This is a genomic window from Desulfobaculum senezii (assembly GCF_054657395.1).
Map to the genome: position 1 here is coordinate 275207 of NZ_BAAHYU010000004.1, position 24120 is coordinate 299326.

The window sequence follows — 24120 nt, forward strand, 5'->3', positions numbered from 1 at the left end:
GAACGGTCTACACCGCTCCGGGCTTTTTCTTTGCCTTCTGCCCGCGCTACTGCACGCGCTGTGGTGGGAACAAACGGAATATTTCGCCCTGCGTCTTGGGCGTGGCCGGGGCGGCCTTGGCAGGCGCCTCGTCGGTGATGTTCTCCTGCCGCATGGGCGCAGCCGGGGCGGCTACGCGCTTGACGGGCGCCATGGGGCGCGCTTCGCCAAGGGGCGCCCGCACCAAGCGCTCAAAGTCTTCCTGCGGGGCCTTGGGCGACAGCAGACGCGACACCACGCCGCGGTTGGGCAGCGCCCAATCGTAGGCGGAGACAATAACGCCGTCATCAAGGCGCACCACCTGCGCGGCCACAAACACATTGTGCGCGTCCACGGTATAGCACCCGGCAAGGATGGCCTCGGCGTCGAACTTCTGCTGCATCAGGCGCGCGGTCTCGCGGGTGAGAGCAAACTCGCCCTCGCCGGCGCGGACGCCAATTTCCTTGCGCAGCCGGATTTCCATCACATCATACCCCGCCTGCACAAGACGCGAAACCACCTGCGAGGACACCAGCCGCCCAAAGGGCGAGGACGATTCAAAATTCTCACGGTCCACAAAAGTGGCGGCAAGGATGCGCGTGCCCTCGGGGACGCGGTTTTTCAGGTTAGCGGCCAGCCCGTCGGCGGCCACAAAACTGCCGGCGACAAGGGCGTCGCCCTCAAAGGAGCCGCCAACGGTCTGGCGGTAGGGCCCGGTGGCCCCCTGCTGGCTTGTGTCCCGCACCGTGCATCCCACAGCGGCGCAGCAGAACAGGAACAGGAGAACGGATTTCACGAGAGAACGGATGGACACTTTCACTGCCTCGCTAGTTATTGGTCACAGACATACTTTTGGTGGTGTAGGCGGGAAGACCGTCGCCCCCAACGGGCGGAATCGGCTTGCCATAGTGGCGGTTATCCCCGTCGTTAATGTAATAAATGCTGGACGAGTGCGTCACGAAACGGTTGCGCCAGACCATGCTGGACGTGATGATGACCTCGTGCGAGCTGTAGCCCGGCAAGGTGCCGATGGCCACGTCCGCCAAAATGCCCGCTACGCTGGCCGCATAGACAGCGTCCGCGCCAAGGTCGCGGCTGACGGCAATGCCCGCGCCAAGTACCGACAAAAGCCCCGGCGGCGTACGCTGAAAGCGCTTGCCGTGCTTCACCATCTGCACCTTAAAGCGCAGTTCCAGCTGGCCTTCATCCTTGTCCGACACCTGCAGCCCCTCGTGCACAAGGTGCGAGCGCAGCAGCTCGCGAAACACCTCCGCAAACGGGCCCTGCGCGTCGGGGATGACATCAATGGCCAACAGGCGCAGTTCCACGCGGTCGTCCAGCGCTTTTTTGCTCTGCTTTGCCACGTCCTCGGCCAAGATGTCCCAGTGCCGCGCCGCCTGCATCTTGTGCTGCGTCTCCATTGGATAGGACGACGCCACAGGAAGCTGCGACTGGCACCCGGCAAGCAGGCCGACAACCAGCACGGTCATCATGAATAGTCCACATCGCTGCATCATTCGGGTACTCCCGCTTGAGGCTGCTGTCCTTGGCGCGCGGACGGCAACAGACCCCTCGCACACCACACCGCCACATTTGTCCTATCGGCGGCATCCCCCGGTTCTTTACCCTCCCAGCCATGTGGGCGGCAGCGCGGCAGGACGCAAAACGCGCCAGAGCCGCCCGGAATGCTCCGGGCGGCTCTGGCGCGCAAGGGGGCGAAAAAAAGCGCGCTGTCAGCTTACGGCGCGAACATAGTCCTCCATGTTCACTTCCTTCCAGCGCTTGCTGACCCAATAGGCTGCGGCCCAAATCATGAGCGATGCGGCCTGTGTGTCATTAAGGCGTTTGAGCTTGGCTTCCAGATTCGCCTTGCTGGCGCCGTGCCTCGTATGCAGCAGGCTGATGTCGCAGGCGTCCTGAAGCCGGAGTTGCAGATAGGCAAGGCGGGACTGGTCCGGAAGGAGTTTCACTTCCTTGTGCGCTTCAAGGATGGTCATGAGTTCCGGTGTGGAAAACATGCCCTTCACCTGATTGATGGACCGGAAAAAGGTATCCACAGCCCACGGGACGACGAACTCCGCTCCAGCGCTCTTGGTCCGGAAATATTCCTTGAGCCACTGTTCATGCTCGGGGGATACCCGCGCCGCAACCTGTGCCATGCCTCCTCCCTTTCAGGAAAGCGCCATACAAGGTTCAAACACTTCTACAGACAAGTATATACACGCGCCCATGCTTTTCATCAAGACTTTTTCTAGACAGCCCCAGGCAGTTCCCACGCAAAATACATGACGCCGTCTTGATTTTCTCAAAACTCCGGCCAACACTGCATCCTCGCGCGCCACTGACCAACCGTCACGACATGAAGGACCGCCCCACAACACCTACTGTGCGTCTATCACGTACATATTGCCCCAGTTTTTCCCGGTCACATACAACCTCTCGCCCGCGGCGTCCCACGCAATGCCGTTCAGCACCCCGCCGCCACGGGCGCGCTCCTGTCTGGCAATGGATGCGCAATCCACCCACCGCGTCACAGCGCCTGCCGCAGGGTCAATCACGGCGATGCTGTCGCTGTGCCACACATTGGCCCATATCTCGCCGTCCACCCACTCCAGCTCGTTCAGGGCGCGCACGGGCCGCCCTGCGTCCGTCACTTCCACACGCCGCACAGGGGCAAAGGTGCGCGCGTCGCGCACGGTCAGGTACTGCGAGCCGTCACTCTGCCACAGCCGCTGCCCGTCCCACGTCAGCCCCCAGCCCTCGCCGTCGTAGACAAACGTCGCCGTTACGCGCTCCGTGGCGGGGTCGAAGACCAGTGCCCGCCCTGCCTTCCACGTCAGCATCACAATGCGCTCCGCCGCCGCTGTTGCGCCCTCGCCAAACACTGTTGGGCTCAGGGGCCACACCTTCACAACACGGCCACTGCGCGCGTCCACCTGCCGCAGGCCGGAACGCCCGTAGCGCCCCGTTGTTTCATACAGAGCGTCGCCGGCGAAAAACAGCCCCTGCGTAAAGGCCCGTGAATCATGGGGAATACGCTCACGCACCACGCATGCAACGCGCGGCACGGCGTCTGTATCAGCAACGCCATCCGCATGTGTCAGCACGACACACAACAGGGCAACCACTCCACAAACGAGCAAGACCACGCCACAGCGCCAAGAAGCATCCACACAACGAAGCATATCACCAGCCATATGTGTTTATCCGCCAACCACGGACCTATTTCAGCAAACAAAAGAACCGGAAATCATGCACTAACGACTGAAAAATGCATTTCCACTTGACTTTATACCCTATAACGCGGAGTACTATTAAATGTCTCGCAGTTTTGTACCCACCCTCGACATGGGTTCTGCGGGTTGTGTTTCACGATTTTTTTAAGGAGTTTTGGAAATGGTCAAGTCGATTTACGTAGGGAACCTGCCCTGGAGCAGCACTGAGGACGAAATCCGTGAACTTTTTGAAAGTTACGGCGAAGTGCACTCCGTCAAGATTATCGAAGACCGCGACACGGGGCGCTCTCGCGGTTTCGGTTTCGTCGAGATGAGCGCCAACGAAGCGCTGGCCGCCATCGACAGCCTGCAGGAGGCCTCCCTTGGTGGACGCGCCCTGCGCATCAATGAAGCACGACCCCGCCAGCCCAGAAGGTGGTAACACCGCTGCGCTGCAGCTGACTCTACCCCCTACATACAATACGGCCCGCCTCGCAGACTGCGAAGCGGGCCGTTCTCATTGCAAGACGGGGAGGCAGCGGAGGATTACTCCTCCAGCCCTTTGATGGACTTGCCAAGCTGGGTCATCTTTGCCCGGATGTACGACGAGGCCAAGTCGCCAAGGTCGTGGTCGCCGGTATGCTCCAGCCCGTAGGAGCGCAAATCCTCATCAATCTGCTTTTCCATGCGTTCGGACTCAAGGAACATCAAATAGATAAGGGTCAGCGCGGCGTTATTTTCTTCCTTGCCGTCGCACAGCATGTCCAGGTGGTCCTGCGGCACCGTCTCGAACAGACGGTCCATAAACATGCCAATCCACTTCTCGTAGAGGTCGGGCAGGATGGGCGGCACGCAATCCGCCAGTTTTTCCGTAGCGCGGGGGTCCACTTCGGCCCCCATGGTCACGCCAAAGAATTCCTGCAGGGCCTCTTTTCTGCGCTCGGGACTCTGGTCCAGCTTCTGATGCAGGACGGTCCGGATATGCGCCCGCATGGTCTGGGGGTCCATGGACATGGCTAGGCGTTCCCCCGCAGTGTGGAGTTGGGGCAGGTGTCGCTCTGCATGCAGATTTCACAGCCGCCACGGTACGGCATGGGCGTGTACACGGCGTACTGGCGGTTCAGGGAGCCAATCTGCTCATTCCACTCCAGCCCGCTGGTCTCGAAGAAGTCCAGCACTTCGGACATGGGACGCGGAAGCGGCGTACAGCTTTCAAGCAGTTCGGGAACGAGGCTCTGGGCGCTAGACATCACCAGCGTGATGGCAAGATTATGGAAGAACATCCCGTTTTCCGGGGACTGCTGCCACGCCTTCTCCACGGCGTCCTCGACGCTCTCGTTCAGGTAGATGAAGAGAAAGCCGTCGTCATTCTTGGCCATGGACGGCACGAGCTTAAAGGCCGCCATGCGGTCCTTCCAGTCGTTCCATGCGGCTTCCAGCTGCTCCAGCAGCTCCTGGCTCAGGCGTGTTTCTCCGCAGACCTCAAGAAAATACATCACATCGAATTCCGGCTTGGGCTGAACCGGCGTCACTTTCAGTTCACTCATGTCAGACTCCTTCGAGCTATGGTACTCGGGCCGCCATGTGACGCCCGCCCGGTGTGTGTATACTCTTTACGCCGTGTTCTCAACCCACGCCGATAGCCCCAACCCGCCGGGGTTTTGTCCGAAATGGGGCCGAAACTTGACGCAGGGCAGTCTGGGGGCGCATTGTACGGAGATAATGCGCACCTCCATCATCGCCTGGATGGGCAATCCTTTTTTTAGTGCGGCGCTTTCCCGCCTTGGCTACGCCGTGGTGCGCGTGCCCATGCCGCAAGGCCGCCTGCTCACCTTTGACGAAGTCTGCGCGGCATGCGGCGGCGTTCCAGACGCCGCCGTCTACGGCGACATGAGCCAAAGCCCGCCCCTCGACAGCGTGGAAGACTGGCCCTGCCTGACGGCATTTCACTGCGTCGACGCGCACATCCACAGCTGGTACCCGGCCTACGCCCAGTGCTTTGACCTGTGCTCCGTGGCCCTGCGCGACGTCATCCCCGCCTTTCTGGAAGGCGCCTTCACCCCCCAGCAAGTGCTGTGGCTGCCCAACTTCGCCTTTGACGACATCCAGCCCGCTGCGGCGCGCAAGGAGTGGGACGTCGCCTTCATCGGCACGGTCAGTGCGCGCACCACGCCCCGCCGCAAGCGGTTTCTGGACCGCCTCGCCATGCACATTCCGGGGCTTGTGGCCCAGCGCGGCGACTTTCGCAAGCTGTACCCCAAGGCGAGAGTGGTGCTCAATTACTGCGAGGGCGGCGACCTGAATTTCCGTGTCTTTGAAGCCCTCGCCACGGGCAGTTGCCTGCTCACCCCGCGCATCGGACACGGACAGGACGACCTGTTCACCGACGGCGAACACCTGCTTCTTTATGACTTAGGCGACGTGCGCGGCCTTGTGGCGCGCATCAACGACGCCCTTGCGGACAAGCAGCGGCGCGAAGCCATCGGCGCACGCGGTCTGCGCGCCGTCAACGCCGCCCACCGCGCAAGCCACCGGGCGCAGGCCTTTGCGTCGTGGCTTTTTTCCTTTCCCGCACCAACACTTGTGGCCGAACGGCGGCTCTACGCCCCGGCCCTCAAAAACATGCTCAAACTTCTGTACCTGCATTTCGCCGAAACCACCCCGCCGTCAAGGCTTCGTGAGGAGTATCTCAGGATGGGGACCCACCGCAGGGGATGACCTCCACGCCGTTTTCCACTATAGGCCTTGGCTCGGACCCCGCAGTCCGGCAACCACACATTCCCAAGGAGAATCCACATATGTCCAATCCCAAAGTGCGCATTGAGACGCCCCACGGCGATATCATCATTGAACTGTTCGAAGATAAGGCCCCCGAAACCGTAAAGAACTTCCTGACCTACGTGGATGAGGAATTCTACAACGGCACCATCTTCCACCGCGTTATCCCCAACTTTATGGTGCAGGGCGGCGGTCTGGACATGATGATGCGCGAAAAGCCCACCCACGACCCCATCCAGAACGAAGCAAACAACGGCGTTGCCAACGTGCGCGGCACCGTGGCCATGGCCCGCACCATGGACCCGCACAGCGCCACGGCGCAGTTCTTTGTGAACCTTGTGGACAACGGCTTTTTGAACCACCGCAATGAAACCCCCGACGGTTGGGGCTACTGCGCGTTTGGTCAGGTTGTGGAAGGCATGGAGGCCGTTGATGCCATTGCCAAGGTCCGCACCAAGAACTACGGCTACCATCAGGACGTGCCGGTGGACCCCATTACCATCATCAGCACCAGCCGCGTGGAAGACTAGCCGCGTCGACCGGGCCCGCGCCCGCCAGCCGCACTTTTCGCCCAAAGGGCACAACAAAGGGCGGGATGCTTCACAGCATCCCGCCCTTTGCCATTGACGCCGCGCGGCCGTGCAGGCTGTTAAACGGCCTCGCCGGCCGCAAAACCGCTGGCCCACGCCCAGTGCAGGTTGTACCCGCCAAGCCAGCCCGTCACGTCCACAACCTCGCCCGTAAAATACAGGCCCGGAACGCTGCGCGCCACCATGGTCTTGGACGACAGCGCCGCCGTGTCCACGCCGCCCGCCGTCACCTCGGCCTTGTCCCAGCCCTCGGCGCGCGAGGGCTGCACCGTCCACGCGTGCACGGCCTCGGCAAGGCGGTCCATGGCCTTGCGGCGCAGGTCCGCCACCTGCGTATCGCCGTCAGCGCCGGCAACGCGCCGCGCCAAACGCTCGGGAAAGTGCGCGCCCAAAACGTTGCGCAGCAGGGTCTTGCCCCGCTCATGGCGCGCCTGTTCTACGGTGTCCACAATGCTCTGCCCCGGTAGCAGGTCAATGCTCAGGGCTTCGCCTTTGCGCCAGTAGCTGGAAATCTGCAAAATGGCAGGGCCAGACAGCCCCTTGTGGGTGAACAGCACGTCATCGGCAAAGCTCGCGTCCCCGCATGTCACCCGCGCGGGCAGGGCCACGCCGGAGAGGTCGCTGTAGCGCCAGTTAGGCACCACCAGCGGCGTCAGCGCCGGACGCGGCGGCACAACCCGCAGGCCAAAGTGCTTCGCCACCTCATAGCCAAAGGTCGTTGCGCCAACGCCGGGCCACGAGCGCCCGCCAGTCGCCACCACAACCGCTGGGGCGCGCATGTCGCCTTGGTCCGTGCGCACCACAAAGCCGTCGCCCTCGCGCTCCACTGTCTGCACGTCCATGCCAAGGCGAACCGACGCCCCGGCCTCACCGGCGAGGCGCTCCAGCACGCCCGCAACAGCCGCGCCGCCCTGCTCGCAAAACAGCTGCCCCTCGGCCTTTTCCTCATACCCAAGGCCATTCTCGGCCAGCAGGCTCAGAATGTCATAGGGCGAAAAGCGCGCAAGGGCAGACTTGCAAAAGTGCGGGTTCTCGCCAAGGTAGTGCCGCGCCTCGCAGTCGAGGTTGGTAAAATTACACCGGCCACCACCGGCAATGCGCACCTTGCGGGCGGTCTTGCCGCCCTTGTCCAGCACAGCAACCCGCCGCCCGCGCCGTCCGGCGCGAATGGCGCACATCAGCCCCGAGGCCCCGGCTCCTACAATAAGAGCGTCAACGTCCTGCATATCCAGTCACTTCCTTCCGCGCGGTATTGCGGCGCGGCGCGCATACATATCGTGTTGGTTCCCGCGTCTAGGCCGGGTTCGCGATGCCCCAGCCGCGCTGTATCTGCGGCGCATAGGCGGTGAGGATGCGCATATATTCCAGCTCCATGTCCAGCATCTCCTCATCGCGCCGCCGCAGCCATTCGGACAGCCACGCCATGCGCAGACCAAGAACAAGAGGATGCAGCCAGCGCTCGTTGTCCGCCCGCAAAACGCCCTCTTCGCGCAGGCCCGTCACAAACGCGGGGACCAGACCGCGAACAAGGTAGTCCGGGTGCTCACTGCCGACACAGCCAATACAGTTGGCCGCATCGTACAGGTCGGGCTTGATGCCCGTAAACTCCCAGTCGATAACGGCGCGCACACCCTGCCCCGCCCAAATAACATTGAGGGGATGATAGTCGCCGTGGCACAGCGCTGTGGGCGCGCCGGCGAATTCCAGCCCCATGACGGCCATATCCGCCACCACCGGTTCCACGGCGTCCGCCACATCCGGGCGCAGGCGCCGCGCGGTGTGCACAATGTCCTGAATATACTCCGGCAGGCAAAAAGGCGCGGCCTCGCGGGGCGGGGTCACCTGCTGCCCGGCGCGGCGAAGGCGCCCCAGAAAAGCCGCCAAGGCCTGTCCGCGCTCCGCGTCGTGAATATAGTCCGGACGCGGCAACTCGTCGCCGGGGACAAAGGGCGCAAGCTGCCAGTGCTCACCGCCGTGGGCGCAGGTAAAGCCCTCGCCGCACGGCAGGTACGCCACAGCGCCATCGCAGCCGCTGCGGGTCAAGGCGCTGAGGAGCGTACCAACGGACTCGCGCCAGACGTGCTGGCCCGGACTGAGGCGCTCCAGCACCCACAGTCTGCCGTCATCGCCCTCGACAACACTGCGCCAACCGCAGCGCTCCGGACTGCCGGCCAAGGGGATATCGCGCCGGGTGCGGCGGTACGCCACCCCAAAGCGCGAGAGAAGGTCGCGGTATATGTCATTTCCATGCATTGGCGTCTCCACGTCGTTCAGTCTTTTCCCTGCGGGACGGGGCGGGCAAGGGAACGCACAGCGCGCCTGCCCATCCCCCGCGGGGAGCGGTACACTGCCACGACTGGCGCAGGCACTCAACACCAATCTTTACCGCCGCGCAGCAGGGCCGGGCCGCGGCGCAGGGCGCGCACATTGGGCCAGAGGAGCGCCCCCCTGCCACAGAGCCTCGCGTGGGACCCGCCGTTTTCCATGCCTTGTGGAGCAGGAACTTGCGTCGGGGCCTGCCTCAGAACACAACATCAGCGCAAAACGGCCCCACCAGACAAAAACACCCGCGCCGCCACAGGGTGGCGGTGCGGGCACAGCATGCAGAAGGTGAGGCGCGGGGCCGCGTGGGTCAGGCGTAGGCGGGCTCCCACGCCTGGCGGTACGCATTGGCAAAGGTTCTGAAATCCACCGGCTGGCGGTCCAGTATGGCCGCAAGGTCCGGCGTCACCTGCGTGGCCGCGCCGCTGCGGATGGCGGCGTTGAGGCCGTGTTGCAGGTCAATGGTCCAGTGCGCCATGCCCGCGCGGACCATGGCATACTCCGCCGTGGCGTCGTCCACCGGAACATAGGCGATGCGCCGTCCCACGATTTCCGACAGGATGACCGCTATCTCCACATTATCCAGTGCATACGGGCCGGTGAACATGAAGCTGCGGCCAAGGAAGCCCTCGGGCGTGGCAAGGATGCGGCACAGCCCCTCGGCCACGTCGCGGGCATCCACCAGCGCGGTGGCGGCCATGCCCATGGGCAGGAAAATCCGCCCGGTATCGCGAATCATGGGCGCATAATGCGTGGCGTAGTCCTGCATCAGCGGCGCACTACGCACAAGGCAACAGGGAATGCCGCTCTCGCGCACGGCGGCGTCCAGCGCGCCATGCAGGCGGGTCATGCCGCAGCTGCCCTCTGCCTCCACACCGCAGCCGGAGGCCCGCACAATAAACCGCACTCCAGCCCGCCGCGCCGCCGTAATGGCGCGGACCGTCCAGTTGGCAATATCCGGAACCAGCGGTGTACGCAAAAACAGCCCCTCAATGCCACACAGGGCCGACTCCAACGTCTCCGGCCGCTCAAAGTCGGCAAGCACGGCGCGGTGGCCTTGGTCCTGCATTTCGCACAGGGTCTGCCGCGTGGGCACGCCCAGCACATAGTCGGTCCCCGTCTTTCGCAGACATTCCGCGAGGGCGGTACCAAACATGCCCGTTCCGCCAAGAACGAGAATGGTCCCCATATGTTTCCCCTTTTTCAAACATCCCGATGCGAAGGCTTCCGGCGCGGCCAATCGCCGCCGCGCCACCTACAACATCTCCCTTGCGAACAAGACTACACGGATACGATAAAAAATGAAACATTCCCAATAGGTAGAAACCACCTTCATCGCGCCCTTCAAGCGTCCGCCACCCGACACTTTGGCGAACCAACATGCCCGGACCGCAGCGCCCCCTTGGACGAAACCGCCTCATGGTGCTACGTACAGATATGCGACATGTCTTTCTTCTTCTCATCCTCACCCTGTTCGTTGCCGCCGTGCCACTTTCAGCGCACGCAGACGACTGGTGGCGGGACGACTTTACGTCCCTTGACAACTGGACCCACCGGACCTTTGACAACATCGACACGCCCACGGCGTACGACATTGCGCCTGTGGACGGCGGCACGGCCCTGCGCGCCACCAGCCGCGCCGGTGCCTCCGGCATCACCACTACCGCGCCCTTTGATGTGTACGAGCATCCCACGCTGGCGTGGCGGTGGAAGGTCAACACCATCATCCCCGAGGCCGACGGCACCACCAAAGCCGGAGACGACTACCCCCTGCGCGTGTATGTGGTCTTCACCTACGACCCGGACGCCGCCACAGGCCTGACGCGCTTCAAGTACGCCCTTGCCAAACTGGTGTCCGGCGACTATCCGCCCCACTCCACCCTCACCTACGTGTGGGCCAGCGTGACGGATACGCCGGACTTTTTCGTCAGCCCCTATACGGACCAAGCCATGATCATCCCCTTGCGGCGCGGCCCGTCGCAGGCAGGAACATGGCAAGTGGAGCGCGTGAACATTGTGGAGGACTACCGCCGCACCTTTGGCGAAGACCCGCCCCACACCGCAGCGCTGGCCATTATGACGGACACCGACAACACCGGCGCAAGCGCCACGGCCTACGTGGACTGGATAGCCCTGCCTTAACAGCCTGCGCAACCAGTCCCCCACAGCGCCCCCTCATAACCATGCAAGGCCGACGCGTATCTCCTACGCGTCGGCCTTCATTCTTCTCCGCCCCCTGCCAGGTGCCGCCTAGCAGCCAGCACGCCAGCTCCCGAAGCGGCCCCTCACGCTCCCGCCACCCCGCCACCCCGCCAACGCGGACTATGGGCCTCACTACCTCAACAAGGCACAACACCGCACGACATACAACAACAGCACCCCCGGTGGAGACATATCCACCGGGGGTGCTGCGCTTTCCCATGCCACCCCACTGGAGCAGCACGGACAAAAAAGAGGCGGGCCCCCGTCTTTTGACGTGGCCCGCCCATGAAATCAACGCCCAGAGTGCGCCGTCACGGACACGAGGGGTCCGGCTCAAAAACCGGGCTCGCCTCCGTTCCGAAGCACTCTGGCAAGGGTTACTTGATAAATTTTTAGGCTTTCTTCTTGCGGCCCGCGATCTGATAACGCTTCTGCGAGTTAAGTTCAACCTTGCGCAGGCGGATGGCTTCCGGCGTAATCTCGACGAGTTCGTCCTCACGGATGAAGTGCAGGGCGCGCTCCAGCGTCATGGGCAGCACGTTGGTCAGCACAACGGCGTCGTCCTTGCCGGACGCACGCATGTTGGTGAGCTTCTTGCCCTTGGTGGGGTTCACGTCGATGTCGTTTTCGCGGTTGTGCTCGCCAACGATCATGCCCTCGTACACGGCGTCGCCCGGATTGATGAACAGGCTGCCGCGGGGCTCAAGGTTGAACAGGGCGTAGGCCACGGCCTTGCCCGCACGGTCGGAGACGATGGAGCCGGAGTAGCGCGTGGGGAACTCGCCGCGGTGGTCGCCATAGCCCTCAAGGTAGGAGTTCATGATGCCGGTACCCTTGGTATCGGTCAGGAACTCGTCGCGGTAGCCGATGAGGCCACGGGAGGGGATGGAGAATTCCATACGCACGCGTCCGGTGCCGTTGTTGACCATATTGGTCATGCGGCCCTTACGCATGGCGAGCTTCTCGGTAACGACGCCCATGGAGGCTTCGTCGCAGTCCACGTACAGGTGCTCAATGGGCTCCAGCAGCTTACCGCTTTCGTCGCGCTTGTAGATAACCTCGGGACGGCCCACGTTCAGCTCAAAGCCTTCGCGGCGCATGGTCTCGATGATGATGGCCATCTGGAACTCGCCACGGCCCTTCACGAGGAAGGCGTCGCGGTCGTCGGTCTCTTCCACGCGGATAGCCACGTTGGAGAGGGCTTCGCGGGTCAGACGCTCCTTAATCTTGCTGGAGGTCACCTGCGAGCCTTCCTGACCGGCCAGCGGCGAGGTATTGATGCCAAAGCGCATGCTGACGGTGGGTTCGTCCACAGTAATGCGGGGCAGTGCCTGCGGGTTGTCCACCGTGCAGATAGTGTCGCCGATTGTCACGTCCTCAATGCCGGACAGCACGATGATGTCACCGGGCTGGGCGCTGTCGGTATCCACAACCTTCAGACCGCCGTAGGTCTGCAGGCGGGACACACGCAGGGACTTCTTGGAGTCGTTTTCACCAAGGCAGACCAGCTGCTCGTTGCTATGGGCGGTGCCGTTGGTTACGCGGCCAATGGCAAGGCGGCCCAGATAGTCGGAGTAGCTGAGGTCGGACACCAGCATCTGGAAGGGTGCGTCGGGGTCGTAGCTGGGCGCGGGGACTTCCTCCACCACGGCATCCAGCAGGATGTGCAGGTTGGAGGCCTCGTCCTCAAGGTTCTTCTTGGCGATGCCGTCGCGGCCGATGGCGTAGTACAGCGGAAATTCCAGCTGGTCGTCATCTGCGCCAAGGTCGATGAGCAGGTCATAGACCTCGTTCAGCACTTCGTCGGGACGGGCGTCCGCACGGTCAATCTTATTGACCACAACCAGCAGCTTCAGACCGGCATTCAGCGCCTTTTCCAGCACGAAGCGGGTCTGCGGCAGCGGGCCTTCGGAGGCGTCCACCAACAGGATAACGCCGTCGCACATGGACAAAGAGCGTTCAACCTCGCCACCAAAGTCGGCGTGACCGGGGGTGTCGATGATGTTGATTTTCCTGTCACGCCAGTGGATGGAACAGTTCTTCGCGGCGATGGTAATGCCGCGCTCACGCTCCAGATCCATGGAGTCCATGACACGATCATCAACGTCTTGCCCCTCGCGGAACACTCCGCTCTGCTTAAACATCTGGTCGACCAGCGTCGTTTTGCCGTGGTCAACGTGAGCAATGATGGCGATATTGCGCAACGATTCGTTGCGCGCGGTTTTCTTGGGCATCTCTTTGTCCTAGTTCGGGAAAAATACTGCTTTGGATGGGAGACCGTGCCGATGGCAACGGCCTTGCGCTATTGCGCGGAACGGGGGTTTGTAGCAAAACGGATTTGCGTTGGCAATGATTAATTTTAACATTGGGCACCGCCCCGCACTCTCGCCCTGAGGTCGGCGCAGACCCTACGCCTTTCTTTTCCCGCCAGCAAGCGTTGATCCATACTCCTTTTCGCGGCCTTGTGCCCCGCCCTTTTCCGCAAGTCTCTTGCCCCATCCACATGTCTTCATGTAACACTATATAGTGCGGCACATGGGCCTTATGCTTCGCGCCACCACCCACAAACGCAGGCGAATTATGAAAACGACCCGCGTGATATATGCCTTGGCAGCTCTGCTTTTCAGCGTCATTCTCCTGCCGCTGCCAAGCCGTGCGGGCGAATCCCAGCCCCTTGTTATCGCCATCGACAGCGATGCGCCGCCTCTGGCCTACATTGGAGCCAGCGGCAAAGCGTCGGGATTTTTTGTCGATCTCTGGAAACTGTGGGGCACCAAAGTGCAGCGCGAGGTGCGCTTTCTGCCCGCGTCCCCTGCCGCCGCCGTGGACGCCATCCAAAGCGGCAGGGCCGACCTGCACGGCGCCCTGCCAGCGGAGCCGCACATCTGGCCGGACTTCGACTACGCCCCGTCAGTCTATAGCATTGGCTACCGCCTCTACACGGCCAAAACCCACGGGCCGGACGCCCATGTGGACGACCTTGCCCAGCACAGCGTCGGCGTGCGCACCGCGTCCGCCGCGCAGCGACGCCTCAAGGAACTCCTCCCCGGCGTCCCCCTTGTGTCCTACTCATCGCAGGAAGCCATGATTCTGGCCGCGTACGAAGGACGCCTTGGCGCGGTCTGCGGCCCCAGCATTATCATTGAAGAACTCTTGTCCAACCTTGGGCTGACCAGCGACTTTACAGCCTTTCCTTCCAGCAGCTTTCGCCTGACGCTACATCCGGCCATTCCGTCGCGGACTCCCGAGCTCTCCGCTCTTGTGCGCAAGGGCTTTATGAACATCAGCTCCGCCGAGCTCAGTGAGCTGGAGCAGCGCTGGGTAACCTCGCCTGCCGCCCGCAACTACGTCCACCGTGGCGACCAGCTGGGCCTGACCGAATTCGAAAAAAAATGGCTGGGCGTGCACCCCGTGGTGCGCGTGGCGGTACGAAACGACACCCCGCCCCTTGAATTTGTTGACATAGACGGCGAATTCAAGGGCATCACCAAGGACATCCTCGACATCCTCGCGCAGCGGCTCAGCATACGCTTTCAGCCCGTGCCCAGCGATGCGCCGGAGCGAAGCGTTGATCAAGGCCGCGCGGACCTTTTGACCGCACCGGACCTCGCGGCCACAGGGTCCGGCAACCTCATCCCCACACAGCCCTACCTTTCCCTGCCCATTGTTGGCGTCTTACACACGTCCTCCCCCGCGCCGCAGAGCATTGGCGACCTTGAAGGGCACCTTGTCGCCACAACCGGGGACCCTGCCCTTACGGATATGCTCAAGGCCGCGCATCCCAAAATCAAATTTCTCGACGTTACCTCACCCATGGCAGGCATTGATCTTGTGGCCTCCGGAGCCGCCCATGCGTATGTCGGCAGCATTGTCGGCGTAACCCACGCCCTTGACCTGCGCCGGTCGCCCAACCTGCACATTGCCCTCAAAACGCCCTATACGCAGGACTTCCGCTTTGGCACGCGGCCGGACTGGCCCGAACTGCGCGCCGTGCTGGGCAAGGCCATTACCACCATCTCCGAGGCGGAACAGCGCAGCGTGGAGCAAAAATGGCTTTCCGCCAGCACTCCCACATGGCGTCCGGACACCCTCAGCCTGTCCCTTGGTGGCGTCATTCTGCTCATGCTCGCCCTCAGCCTGTACTGGAACCGCAAACTCTCGCGCGAGGCAACCCGCCATGAGCAAACCGCCGATGCCCTCTCGCGCCGCGCCGCCACGGACTCGCTCATCAAGGAAGTGTCCATGCGGCTCGTGGAAAACGACTACGAAACCGCCATCATGCAGATACTGCCCATCCTTGGGCAGTTCATGCAGGCCGACCGCTCACGCATTGTGGAGTTTAAGACCGACGGCGAAAGCCTTGCCCTGCGCCACGAATGGTGCGCCCCCGACGTCGCCCCCCTGAAAAAGCATGTGGACGGCAAGCATATTTCGCTGTTTCCGCTGTACCTCAAGACCCTTCAGGACGGGCGCTCGCTCCTTATCCGCGACAATACGGGCCTGAAAACCGGCCCTGAGCATCAGGCGCGGCTCGCCACGGATTTTGGTGTCCAGTCGCTGCTGTATGTGCCCATTAAGCTGAGTGGTCCCGCACTGGGGTGCCTGTGCATTGATGCCTCCCGCAAGAACATGCCATGGCACACCGAAGAGACTGGCATGATGGAGCTGGTGGCGGAAATTATCGCCATTGCCAAAGCCCGCAACGACGCCGAGCGCGACCTGCACGAAAGCCGCGAGCGGTACAAACGCGCCACCTTTGCCGCCGCCGAAGGCCTCTGGGAAATCGACCTCGTCAGCGAGCAGGCGTACATGAGCCACGACTTCTGGGAGAAAATGGGCTTCGACGAAGCCACCATGCCCCACGACCTTGGCAGCTGGCTCGCCCACATGCCAGAGGACGACCGCAAACACGTGCTGCACCACGTAAAGGGCCGCCAACCGGGGGACACCGCCATAGACGTCACCTACCGCATCAAGACCGTTGGCGGCTCCGTACGGTGGATTCAGTCGCGCGGGATGATTGTGGACCTCTCCCCAAAGGGGGAACCGCTGCGCGCCACGGGCATCCACGTGGACGTCACCACCCAAAAGAAGGCCGAACGCGACCTGCGCCTTGCACGCATATCGCTGGAAAACGCCAAGGACGGCATACTGTGGATTACCGAGGCCGGAGCCATTGTCTACTCCAACACCGCCAACGTTGCCCTGCTGGACTACAGCCGGTGGGAACTGCTGGCCCTTGCACCCAAGGATATCTGCCCGGACTTTGCCGACGAGCCGTGGTCCAGCGTCTGGCAGCGCCTGCACGAGGCTTCGCCCCAAACGTTTGAAACGCTTGTCAGGGCCAAAAGCGGCATCCTGTTCCCGGCAGAGGTAACGGCGTTTTTCATCAACTATGAGGATCAGGACGTCCTGAGCCTGACCATCCGCGACATATCGCTGCAAAAGAAGAACCAGCAGCAACTGGAGAACAGCCGCAAGCGCTACAAGTCCCTTTACGAAAGCGCCTCCATCGGCATCATCCTTTTTGACGGGTCCGGCATGCTGCAAGGGGCCAATCCGCGCGCCCTGCAACTGCTCCAGTACGAGGAAGAAGACCTTGTCGGCCTGCCGCCCGGACGGATTCTAGGCACGGACGATACGCACGTCTTCAATGAGGCCATGCAAACGGTGCTGGATGGCCATACATGGACCCAGCATATGACGTTCATCCGCAAGGACGGCTCCACCTTCCCGGCGGACACCAGCACCTGCCTTGCCGAGTACAACCTCGTCCAAATGATGGTCCGCGACACCACAGAGACCCATAACATGGAACGCAACCTGCGCCGCTCCAAGGACGAAGCCGACGCGGCCAACCGGGCGAAATCCGTTTTCCTGTCCAACATCAGCCACGAGATTCGAACGCCCATGAACGGCGTGCTGGGGCTGGCGGACCTGCTTTCGCAGACCGGGCTTTCCCGCCGCCAGTATGAATATGTTATGGGCATCAAGCAGTCGGGTGAAATACTGCTGTCCATCATCAACGACATTTTGGAGTTCACCCAAATAGAGGAAGGCCGCGTCCACCTCTCGGCGCGCCCCTTTAGCCTGCGCGATACCGTCGTTGCGGCGCTCCAGCCCTATTCCTTCCTTGCGGAGACCAAGGGGCTGACCCTTATCATTACTATTGCGGAAGACGCCCACGACTCCCTGCTGGGCGACGCGCAGCGGCTGACGCAGGTGCTGGCCAACCTCGTCTCCAACGCCATCAAATTCACCGAGGCAGGCGAGGTGCGTGTGGACATTGCGCAAAACACGGAGCACACCCCGCCAAACGAAATCACCTTCACCGTCAGCGACACGGGCCGCGGCATCCCGCAGGAACGCCAAGCCGCGGTGTTCAAGGCCTTTGAGCAAGCCGACCAGACCGCCACCCGCAACTCAGGCGGCGTGGGCATGGGCCTGACTGTGGCCTCGCGGCTGGTGCGGCTGATGGGGGGCACGCTGTCCATGCAGACCACGCCCGGCGTGGGGAGCAGCTTCTTTTTCACCATCAGCTTCGACGCATCGCCCGTGCCCATTCCCGGCGGCATCCATGACGCCACGGCGGGCATGCGTGGCCGGCGCTGCATCATCGTGGACGGCAACCCGACCTCCCTGCGCTTCCTGCGCGCCAGCCTTGAGCAAATGGGCCTCTTCCCCATGGTGGCCGCCACCGGCAAGGACGCCACCACAGCCCTGGAGCAAGCCAAGACCAAAGGGCTGAACGTGGAGGTCATCATCGTGGACGAATCGCTGCCGGACATGCCCGGCAGCGAGCTGATTTCCACACTCAAGGCCAACGCGGACACAGCGGACATCCCCGTTGTGCTTCTGCAATCACGCGAAAACGCCCACGACGAAAACGAGCGCCACCCGCAGGTGGCGGCAACGTTGCACAAGCCGCTCCTCATCAAAGCCATCCACGCGACGCTTTCCAAGCTGCTGCCCGCCAAGGACGACGAGGACCAAAGCACAGGGCATCTGCTTCGCACACAAACCCCCCGCCGCATTCTGCTGGCGGAGGATACGGAGATTAACCGCAACGTGGCGCTGAATATGCTGGAACAGTTTGGGCACAAGACCACCGTCGCGCACGACGGCAAACGCGCCGTGGACCTCTTCTCCACCCACGAGTTCGACCTCGTCATTATGGATGTGCAGATGCCCATCATGAACGGCATGGACGCGGCGGGTCACATCCGCGCGCTGGAAAAGAAAGAAGAGCGCCCCCGCACCCCCATCATCGCCATGACCGCCCACCTCTCCCCGGACGACCGCCAGAGCATTCTTCATGCAGGCATGGACGACCTTGTGTCCAAGCCCGTCCGCCCACAGGACCTCTTTTCGGCCATTGAGCGCAATACCCCCGCAAAGGAACCCGCCGACTCAGATAACGGCGACTCCGCGCCGGAACAGCCCCCCTACCCGCTGGACCGGGAACGCCTAGCCATGAGTTTTGGCAGCAATACTGCCTTCCTCAAGGAAAACATCGCCATCCTTATGGCGGAGGTGCCAAGCCGCCTTGCCATCCTGCGGCAAACCTTCGACACGGGCGACTTTGCCGCGTTGGCGGAACAGGCGCACGCGTTTAAGGGAACTCTCGGCTACTTTGACGAAGGGGAAGCCTTTACTGCGGCCTACGATGTGGAACAAGCCGCCATCGCGAAGGATACAGACGCCATTGAGCGCGGCCTGAAAACGCTCTCCCATAACGTTGAAGGCCTCCTCTCCGCCCTGCACGCTCTGCCGTAAGCGAAGCGGCGCCCGGCGCATTCACCACAATACGGCAACGCGGCCCACACGGATATTCCGTGTGGGCCGCGTTATTTCTTGCGTTCTGCACCGTCTCTAACCGGGTACTGGCCGGATGCTAGCCGGATGCTGGGCCGTTGCCAATGCGGGGCGCTCTCGCCCGTCCCCCTCCCCAACCAGAGGCGGGGTCACGTTCACAGGGGCGCTATTCGCCGCCCCCCTCGCCATGACCATGCCGTGACAACGACGGGAGAACCGAGGCTTCATCCATTCGGAAAAACGACATGGCCCGCTTCAGTTCATGTGCCTGCCGGGACAGTTGGGCGGAGGTGGACGCCACCTGTTCCGAGGCCGCGGCATTGCCCTGAATCACCTGGTCAAGCTCCTGCAGGGCCGTATTAATCTGCTGGGCGCCGGTGTGCTGCTCACGCGTGGCGGCGGAAATCTCCTGCACAAGGTCGGCAGTGCTGGTAATGCTGGGAACAAGGTCCTTGAGGATTTCCCCGGCCTTTTCCGCCACATGGGCGCTGGAGGAGGAAATCTCGCTAATCTCCCGCGCGGCCTCGCCGCTGCGCTCGGCCAGCTTGCGCACTTCCGCCGCGACCACGGCAAAGCCCTTGCCATGCTCCCCGGCGCGCGCCGCTTCGATGGCGGCATTGAGGGCGAGCAGATTGGTCTGCCGCGCTATCTCCTCCACGATGGTAATCTTCTCCACAATATTGCGCATGGCCTGTACGGTTCCGGCCACGGCCTCGCCGCCTTCCTTGGCCTTTTCCGCCGAGGCAAGGGCAATGCCCTCCATCTGGTTGGCATTGTCCGCGTTTTGCTCAATATTCGCGGTCATCTGCTCAACGGACGCGGACACTTCCTGCACGCTGGCGGCCTGCCGTGTTGCGCCGGAGGCCAGATCCTGCGATGCGGAGCTGAGTTCGCCACTGCCGTTGGTCACGCTGTCCGAGGCCTCGCCGACGTCGCGCACCACGCGGCGCAAATTGTCCATCATAGTCCGGAATGCCGAAGCCATGGTGCCGATTTCGTCACCGCCCGTGACGGTGATGTCGCGGCTAAAGTCGCCCTCGGCCATGGCGCCCGCCACACCGTGAATCTGCGATATGGGCCGGATGACACCGGACCGCAACGCCCACCACACCGCAACCGCGATAACGGCAAGGAACAGCCCAGTCCACGTCACCACGCTCATCCCGGCCTGCGCAATCTCGCGGTTGGCCGCATCAAGGGACGTCACAATCTCAAACGCGCCGTGAATATCACCCGCACGCCAGCCTTCCTTAATGCCGCCTACCGGATCCTTTGCGCCCTTGGGGTCGCCGTGGCAATAGAGGCAATCCTTGGTCAGACGAATGGGCCGAAAATACCGTATGGCGTCGCCCTGCACGAGAATGTATTCATCAAGATTCTCAGCCTTGAGCTTTGCAAGCACGCGCTCTTCCAATTCCGTTGGGGTGTTCTTAGGATTACGCGGGGAGATTTTGGGGACGCGGAAATCATAGCCCGCCTCCTCGGCATTGCCCGCCGCCATGCGGATGGCGGTAATAACCGGAACAGCCTCCAGCAGGTGCTCGCGCGGAATTTCGTCAAAGGGCTTCAGAAGACCATGCTCAATCTTCTGCGCCATCTCCACGCGTCCCGCCTCGGCCATCAGCACTATGGCGCGGCTTTTCTCAAGCAGGGCATCGTGGGTCCCCTCCTCAATGGTCCGCATTTGGATGACGGCCATCACAGCGGCAATGAGGAACGGACCCAAAAGCGCCGTCAGCAGCGCCTTCCACCGGATGCTCAGGTTACTGAAGAATCCCATCGTCTCCTCCCTTGTCCCCGTAGGGCGTCAGGCTCAGGCGTGCATGTGGTCCATCAGGCTTTCCACATCCAGCACCAGCGCATCGCGCTCGCCAATCATGCCGTAGCCGAGGATGGGTACATTGTAGATGTCCTTGACCGGAATGGTGAAACTGGCAACCACCACCTGCTGCTGCCGCAACACCTCGTCCACGAGAAATGCAGCCCTGCGGCGGCCAACCTTGATGACAACAGCCTGCTCCGCACCATCGCTCTCCGTGGTCATGCGCAAACCGAAATATCTGTCCAGCCGAAAGAGCGGATACAACTCCCCGCGCACGTCCACGGTCTCGTCGCCGCCGGGCATGGTGGTGATGTCGCCCGGACGCACGGCGTAGACCTCCAGCACAGGCTGGCTGGGCACCACAAAAACCTCGGTGCCAAGGTTCACGATAAGCGCGTCCACAATGCCCTCGGACAGGGAGCGCTCCAAAGGTATGGCAAGGGTAAAGGTTGAGCCGCTGCCAAAATCGCTGGTGATGGAGATTTCGCCGCCGAGGCGGTCTTCGATGGAATGGGCCACAGCATCCATGCCCACGCCACGCCCGGAAACGTCCGTGACTTTCTCCGCCGTGGAAAAACCGGACTTGAGGATAAAGCGGTACACTTCCTCAGGGGTGAGCTTCTCCTCATCCGACAGCAAGCCACGCTCCACGGCCTTCTTGCGGATTTTTTCCGGGTCGATGCCGCGGCCGTCGTCCTCAACAATGATAAACGCCTTGCTCCCCCGCCGCCGGGCCGACAGACGCAGGAGCGCGGTCTCTTCCTTTCCGGCCTTCGCGCGTTCTTCGGGCATCTCCAGGCCGTGGTCCACGGCATTGCGCAGCAGATGGACCAGCGGCTCGTTGATATGCTCCACAATGGTCTTGTCCAGTTGCAGGTCGTCGCCCACCACCTCAAAGCGCAGCTTTTTACCCATTTTCATGGACAGACTGCTCACAAGGCGGTGCATGGGGGTAAAAATCTGTTTCAGCGGCACAAGGCGGATTTTCTCCACCTCGTCCTTGATGTTGCTGATGACGACTTCAAGGTCCTTCATTCCGGCAACGGCTTTCGAGTCCAAAGAGGGATTTTGGGCAATGACGGCGTATTGCGTCATCAGCTTGCCGATGTAGTCAATGAGGGTATCCAGCTTGTCCGTATTGACGCGGATGGAGGAAATTTCGGAGCCGCCCTTTTGCGGCGCCTTGGGCGCAGGGGCTTTGGGGCTGGGCTTTGACGCGCCCGGAGCGTCTGCGGGCGGGCTTTGACGGTCCGCGTCCTCGGTGTCCTCTGCCGTGGTTTGGGCGTCTGGCGCGGCGTCCTTGGCCGTGGCGCCGCCTTCAGGGGCATCCTCGCCGTCTTCCTGTGGCTCCTCATACTCGCCGGACTCGCGCAGTTCGCGAATTTTGTCCGCACGGTCCTCCACGATGCCTGCCATGGAGTACAACAGCTGGCGCTGGCCGTCGGCAATCTGCAAAAACGCGGTCACCATCTCCGGCGTTACCGGAGCGATGCCGTCGGTGAGCATATCCATGAGCGTTGCAACGTTGGCCGAGGGGTAGCGCACATTCGTCAGGCCCAAGCGCACAAGGGCGTCGTGCAAGGCCTCTGGCGAGGTTTTCCCCTGCTCCAGAATGAGGATGCGCTCTTCCAGCGCTTCGATGCATTGTTCAATGCTGCTCTTCATCAGCCTTGTCCACCTGCTTCGGCGCATTGTGCATCACGGCTCTGTCCCTCGGACGCCATGCGGAGCGACCCATCAAACCCCCATGCGTAAAAGGTTCCCTTGCAGGAAGGCCCCATACCGGTCAGGCGCAGGTCAAGGCGTGCGGCCATCTCCTCCAGCAGCTCAAAGGTGGCGGAATTGACCGAGCGCACGCCGGAGAGGTCCACCCGCACAGCGGTCCCCTGCTCAATTTGCGTCAGCGTTTTCCGCAGGGCGTCGCGGTGGGGCTGCAAATGCAGGCGGGGCATAGCCACACGCACCAGCATAAAGCCGTCTCCCGGCTCTATCTCAATGCTGCCCGCATCCTCGCCCGCTCCGGCGTCGCCTGCACCTGCGGCTTCGTCCAAGCGCGCGAGCACGGCGTCCATTTCGTCCTTGTCCGGCTCGCCCAGCTCACGAATCTGGTCCAGCAGCTGAAAGACGTGCGTCACGGCTTGCCGCGCCGCAGTGACGTTGTCGTCGCTGTGGTCCAGCTCGCCGCTTTGGAGCTTCTTCAAAAAGCTCTCGACCTTGTGGGTGAATGTGGACGCAACCTCAAACCCGCCCATGAAGCCGGTTACGCCCTTGATGGTATGCAGCGGCCGCGCGAGAACCTCGATGCCTTCCTGTACCTTACCCTGTCCCAAGAGGTCCGTCCCCTCCATGATGAGGGGATAGAAGTCATCGTTCACCTGCGAGTAAAACTCTGTGACCATCTCATCGCTTTCACTCATATCGTCCCCCAGAAGGATGGTCCGTTGCGCATCAATCGATCATCAGGCCCAGCTTTTCCAGTTCCTTACGCAGCTTATCGCCGTCATAGGGTTTGACGATGTAGCCCTCGACCCCGCAGTCGTCAAAGGACTGCATAACGGTCTTCGGGTCCGACAGCGCCGTGGCCATAATAACCCGCGCCGCTTCGGTGATGCCGTTTTCTTCCTCATAGGCCCGAATCTGCCGCACAGCGCTCAGACCATCGAGAACCGGCATCATGATGTCCATAATGATAAGCGAATAGGGCCGGTGCTCATCATGGGCAATCTTGAACGCCGAAACGGCTTCCTCTCCATTGACCACGATGTTGATCTCGAAGAACGGAGCCAGATTCTTGCGCAAGACTTCCCGCGAAATGAAATCGTCCTCGACCACAAGCGCTCTCATGCATTCCTCCGGTTCTTCGCGTCGTCCGTACGTGGCGCTCTCCTCATCGCCCCATCAGGCCCCGGCCATATGGCCGGGCTTCACAGGGCCGCACCTGCTCTGCGCCCTTCACTCCAGACAACGGTCAATGTAATGCACCAATTCCTCTTCCTGCATCGGCTTGGCAAGGAAGAACGTCGCCCCAAGCTCCAACAGGGAACTGATGTCCTTCACCCCCACCACAGCCGACATGATGATGACCGGCAACTTCATGAACTCGCTATCCCCACGAAGGGTTTTGATGAGCTGTTGGCCGTCCATTTCAGGCATCATGATGTCCGTGATGAGCAGATCAAAATTATTGGCGGCCTTGAGCGCCTCGTACGCATGTCGCCCGTTGGGGCTGACAAACGGCGTGTGCCCAAGCTTGGTGACCATCTTTGATACGGTCAACTGCGCCACATAGTCGTCTTCCGCGATCAGTATTCGTGCCATGGCTACTTCCCCCACGTGTCAAAATAGCATGATTTCACCG

20 protein-coding genes are annotated in these 24120 nt (G+C 62.0%); 5 read left to right on the forward strand and 15 right to left on the reverse strand.

All coding sequences use genetic code 11. The annotated features are described in order from the left end of the window. Window positions 1-46: 46 nt before the first annotated feature. The 4 genes from ACYQ2T_RS16185 to ACYQ2T_RS16200 form a co-directional block, all read right to left on the reverse strand. Window positions 47-814, reverse strand: a complete 768-nt coding sequence (locus ACYQ2T_RS16185; RefSeq protein ID WP_459901917.1) for a FlgO family outer membrane protein — start codon at window positions 812-814, stop codon at window positions 47-49. 31 nt (window positions 815-845) lie between these two features. Next, a complete protein-coding gene (locus tag ACYQ2T_RS16190; RefSeq protein ID WP_459901918.1) occupies window positions 846-1535 on the reverse strand; it encodes a hypothetical protein in 690 nt (229 codons plus the stop codon). Between the two features lie 216 nt (window positions 1536-1751). Next, window positions 1752-2177, reverse strand: a complete 426-nt coding sequence (locus ACYQ2T_RS16195; protein ID WP_404845441.1) for a hypothetical protein — start codon at window positions 2175-2177, stop codon at window positions 1752-1754. A gap of 222 nt (window positions 2178-2399) precedes the next feature. Then, window positions 2400-3125, reverse strand: coding sequence for a glutaminyl-peptide cyclotransferase (locus ACYQ2T_RS16200; RefSeq protein ID WP_487247228.1), 726 nt, complete (start codon window positions 3123-3125; stop codon window positions 2400-2402). Window positions 3126-3414: 289 nt separating this feature from the next. Here ACYQ2T_RS16200 and ACYQ2T_RS16205 point away from each other — a divergent pair, with 289 nt between their 5' ends. Continuing rightward, a complete protein-coding gene (locus ACYQ2T_RS16205) occupies window positions 3415-3675 on the forward strand; it encodes an RNA-binding regulator (protein ID WP_404845439.1) in 261 nt (86 codons plus the stop codon). Between the two features lie 104 nt (window positions 3676-3779). Here the strand turns inward: ACYQ2T_RS16205 and ACYQ2T_RS16210 are convergent, their stop codons facing one another. Together ACYQ2T_RS16210 and ACYQ2T_RS16215 are read right to left on the reverse strand one after the other, a co-directional pair. After that, window positions 3780-4247, reverse strand: coding sequence for a hypothetical protein (locus tag ACYQ2T_RS16210; RefSeq protein ID WP_404845438.1), 468 nt, complete (start codon window positions 4245-4247; stop codon window positions 3780-3782). A 2-nt stretch (window positions 4248-4249) separates the two neighbouring features. Next, window positions 4250-4780 carry a hypothetical protein gene (locus ACYQ2T_RS16215; protein ID WP_459901920.1) on the reverse strand — a complete coding sequence of 177 codons (531 nt, stop codon included), beginning with the start codon at window positions 4778-4780 and terminating at the stop codon, window positions 4250-4252. 175 nt (window positions 4781-4955) lie between these two features. Here ACYQ2T_RS16215 and ACYQ2T_RS16220 point away from each other — a divergent pair, with 175 nt between their 5' ends. Together ACYQ2T_RS16220 and ACYQ2T_RS16225 are read left to right on the forward strand one after the other, a co-directional pair. After that, window positions 4956-5951 (forward strand): glycosyltransferase family protein, encoded by a 996-nt coding sequence (locus tag ACYQ2T_RS16220; protein ID WP_459901921.1) that lies wholly within the window; start codon window positions 4956-4958, stop codon window positions 5949-5951. Window positions 5952-6031: 80 nt separating this feature from the next. Then, window positions 6032-6541 carry a peptidylprolyl isomerase gene (locus ACYQ2T_RS16225; protein ID WP_404845435.1) on the forward strand — a complete coding sequence of 170 codons (510 nt, stop codon included), beginning with the start codon at window positions 6032-6034 and terminating at the stop codon, window positions 6539-6541. A 119-nt stretch (window positions 6542-6660) separates the two neighbouring features. Here the strand turns inward: ACYQ2T_RS16225 and ACYQ2T_RS16230 are convergent, their stop codons facing one another. The 3 genes from ACYQ2T_RS16230 to ACYQ2T_RS16240 form a co-directional block, all read right to left on the reverse strand. After that, window positions 6661-7827, reverse strand: a complete 1167-nt coding sequence (locus ACYQ2T_RS16230) for a BaiN/RdsA family NAD(P)/FAD-dependent oxidoreductase (RefSeq protein WP_459901922.1) — start codon at window positions 7825-7827, stop codon at window positions 6661-6663. 67 nt (window positions 7828-7894) lie between these two features. Continuing rightward, the gene (locus ACYQ2T_RS16235; protein WP_459901923.1) at window positions 7895-8854 is read right to left on the reverse strand and encodes a phosphotransferase enzyme family protein; all 960 of its coding nucleotides are present in this window, start codon (window positions 8852-8854) and stop codon (window positions 7895-7897) included. A 379-nt stretch (window positions 8855-9233) separates the two neighbouring features. Then, the gene (locus tag ACYQ2T_RS16240; RefSeq protein ID WP_459901924.1) at window positions 9234-10112 is read right to left on the reverse strand and encodes an NmrA family NAD(P)-binding protein; all 879 of its coding nucleotides are present in this window, start codon (window positions 10110-10112) and stop codon (window positions 9234-9236) included. A gap of 248 nt (window positions 10113-10360) precedes the next feature. Between ACYQ2T_RS16240 and ACYQ2T_RS16245 the strand changes: the two genes are divergently transcribed. Next, entirely contained in the window at window positions 10361-11065 is a 705-nt protein-coding gene (locus ACYQ2T_RS16245) for a DUF3047 domain-containing protein (RefSeq protein ID WP_459901925.1), read from the forward strand. Window positions 11066-11517: 452 nt separating this feature from the next. Here the strand turns inward: ACYQ2T_RS16245 and typA are convergent, their stop codons facing one another. Continuing rightward, entirely contained in the window at window positions 11518-13359 is a 1842-nt protein-coding gene (typA, locus tag ACYQ2T_RS16250) for a translational GTPase TypA (protein WP_459901926.1), read from the reverse strand. Window positions 13360-13732: 373 nt separating this feature from the next. On the opposite strand from typA, the gene ACYQ2T_RS16255 reads away from it, so the two are divergent. After that, window positions 13733-18901 (forward strand): response regulator, encoded by a 5169-nt coding sequence (locus ACYQ2T_RS16255; RefSeq protein WP_459901927.1) that lies wholly within the window; start codon window positions 13733-13735, stop codon window positions 18899-18901. Between the two features lie 205 nt (window positions 18902-19106). Here ACYQ2T_RS16255 and ACYQ2T_RS16260 read toward each other — a convergent pair whose 3' ends face one another. From ACYQ2T_RS16260 to ACYQ2T_RS16280, 5 genes are all read right to left on the reverse strand, one after another. Next, window positions 19107-20720 carry a methyl-accepting chemotaxis protein gene (locus ACYQ2T_RS16260; RefSeq protein ID WP_459901928.1) on the reverse strand — a complete coding sequence of 538 codons (1614 nt, stop codon included), beginning with the start codon at window positions 20718-20720 and terminating at the stop codon, window positions 19107-19109. Window positions 20721-20753: 33 nt separating this feature from the next. Further along, window positions 20754-22427: a chemotaxis protein CheA gene (locus ACYQ2T_RS16265; protein WP_459901929.1), complete on the reverse strand. Its 1674-nt coding sequence runs from the start codon at window positions 22425-22427 to the stop codon at window positions 20754-20756. After that, window positions 22427-23179, reverse strand: a complete 753-nt coding sequence (locus tag ACYQ2T_RS16270) for a hypothetical protein (RefSeq protein WP_459901930.1) — start codon at window positions 23177-23179, stop codon at window positions 22427-22429. The genes ACYQ2T_RS16265 and ACYQ2T_RS16270 overlap by 1 nt, the downstream gene beginning before the upstream one ends. A 31-nt stretch (window positions 23180-23210) precedes the next feature. Next, on the reverse strand, window positions 23211-23606 hold the full coding sequence (locus ACYQ2T_RS16275) for a response regulator (RefSeq protein ID WP_459901931.1): 396 nt from the start codon (window positions 23604-23606) through the stop codon (window positions 23211-23213). Between the two features lie 108 nt (window positions 23607-23714). Further along, window positions 23715-24080: a response regulator gene (locus ACYQ2T_RS16280; protein ID WP_459901932.1), complete on the reverse strand. Its 366-nt coding sequence runs from the start codon at window positions 24078-24080 to the stop codon at window positions 23715-23717. Between the last annotated feature and the right edge of the window lie 40 nt (window positions 24081-24120).

What these genes read in the sequence shown, in the direction of transcription:
- ACYQ2T_RS16190 (WP_459901918.1), bottom strand. Translation starts at nt 1,535, where the DNA reads ATGATGCAGCGATGTGGACTATTCATGATGACCGTGCTGGTTGTCGGC.
- ACYQ2T_RS16195 (WP_404845441.1), bottom strand. Translation starts at nt 2,177, where the DNA reads ATGGCACAGGTTGCGGCGCGGGTATCCCCCGAGCATGAACAGTGGCTC.
- ACYQ2T_RS16205 (WP_404845439.1), top strand. Translation starts at nt 3,415, where the DNA reads ATGGTCAAGTCGATTTACGTAGGGAACCTGCCCTGGAGCAGCACTGAG.
- ACYQ2T_RS16210 (WP_404845438.1), bottom strand. Translation starts at nt 4,247, where the DNA reads ATGTCCATGGACCCCCAGACCATGCGGGCGCATATCCGGACCGTCCTG.
- ACYQ2T_RS16215 (WP_459901920.1), bottom strand. Translation starts at nt 4,780, where the DNA reads ATGAGTGAACTGAAAGTGACGCCGGTTCAGCCCAAGCCGGAATTCGAT.
- ACYQ2T_RS16220 (WP_459901921.1), top strand. Translation starts at nt 4,956, where the DNA reads ATGCGCACCTCCATCATCGCCTGGATGGGCAATCCTTTTTTTAGTGCG.
- ACYQ2T_RS16225 (WP_404845435.1), top strand. Translation starts at nt 6,032, where the DNA reads ATGTCCAATCCCAAAGTGCGCATTGAGACGCCCCACGGCGATATCATC.
- ACYQ2T_RS16230 (WP_459901922.1), bottom strand. Translation starts at nt 7,827, where the DNA reads ATGCAGGACGTTGACGCTCTTATTGTAGGAGCCGGGGCCTCGGGGCTG.
- ACYQ2T_RS16235 (WP_459901923.1), bottom strand. Translation starts at nt 8,854, where the DNA reads ATGCATGGAAATGACATATACCGCGACCTTCTCTCGCGCTTTGGGGTG.
- ACYQ2T_RS16240 (WP_459901924.1), bottom strand. Translation starts at nt 10,112, where the DNA reads ATGGGGACCATTCTCGTTCTTGGCGGAACGGGCATGTTTGGTACCGCC.
- ACYQ2T_RS16245 (WP_459901925.1), top strand. Translation starts at nt 10,361, where the DNA reads ATGCGACATGTCTTTCTTCTTCTCATCCTCACCCTGTTCGTTGCCGCC.
- typA (WP_459901926.1), bottom strand. Translation starts at nt 13,359, where the DNA reads ATGCCCAAGAAAACCGCGCGCAACGAATCGTTGCGCAATATCGCCATC.
- ACYQ2T_RS16260 (WP_459901928.1), bottom strand. Translation starts at nt 20,720, where the DNA reads ATGGGATTCTTCAGTAACCTGAGCATCCGGTGGAAGGCGCTGCTGACG.
- ACYQ2T_RS16265 (WP_459901929.1), bottom strand. Translation starts at nt 22,427, where the DNA reads ATGAAGAGCAGCATTGAACAATGCATCGAAGCGCTGGAAGAGCGCATC.
- ACYQ2T_RS16270 (WP_459901930.1), bottom strand. Translation starts at nt 23,179, where the DNA reads ATGAGTGAAAGCGATGAGATGGTCACAGAGTTTTACTCGCAGGTGAAC.
- ACYQ2T_RS16275 (WP_459901931.1), bottom strand. Translation starts at nt 23,606, where the DNA reads ATGAGAGCGCTTGTGGTCGAGGACGATTTCATTTCGCGGGAAGTCTTG.
- ACYQ2T_RS16280 (WP_459901932.1), bottom strand. Translation starts at nt 24,080, where the DNA reads ATGGCACGAATACTGATCGCGGAAGACGACTATGTGGCGCAGTTGACC.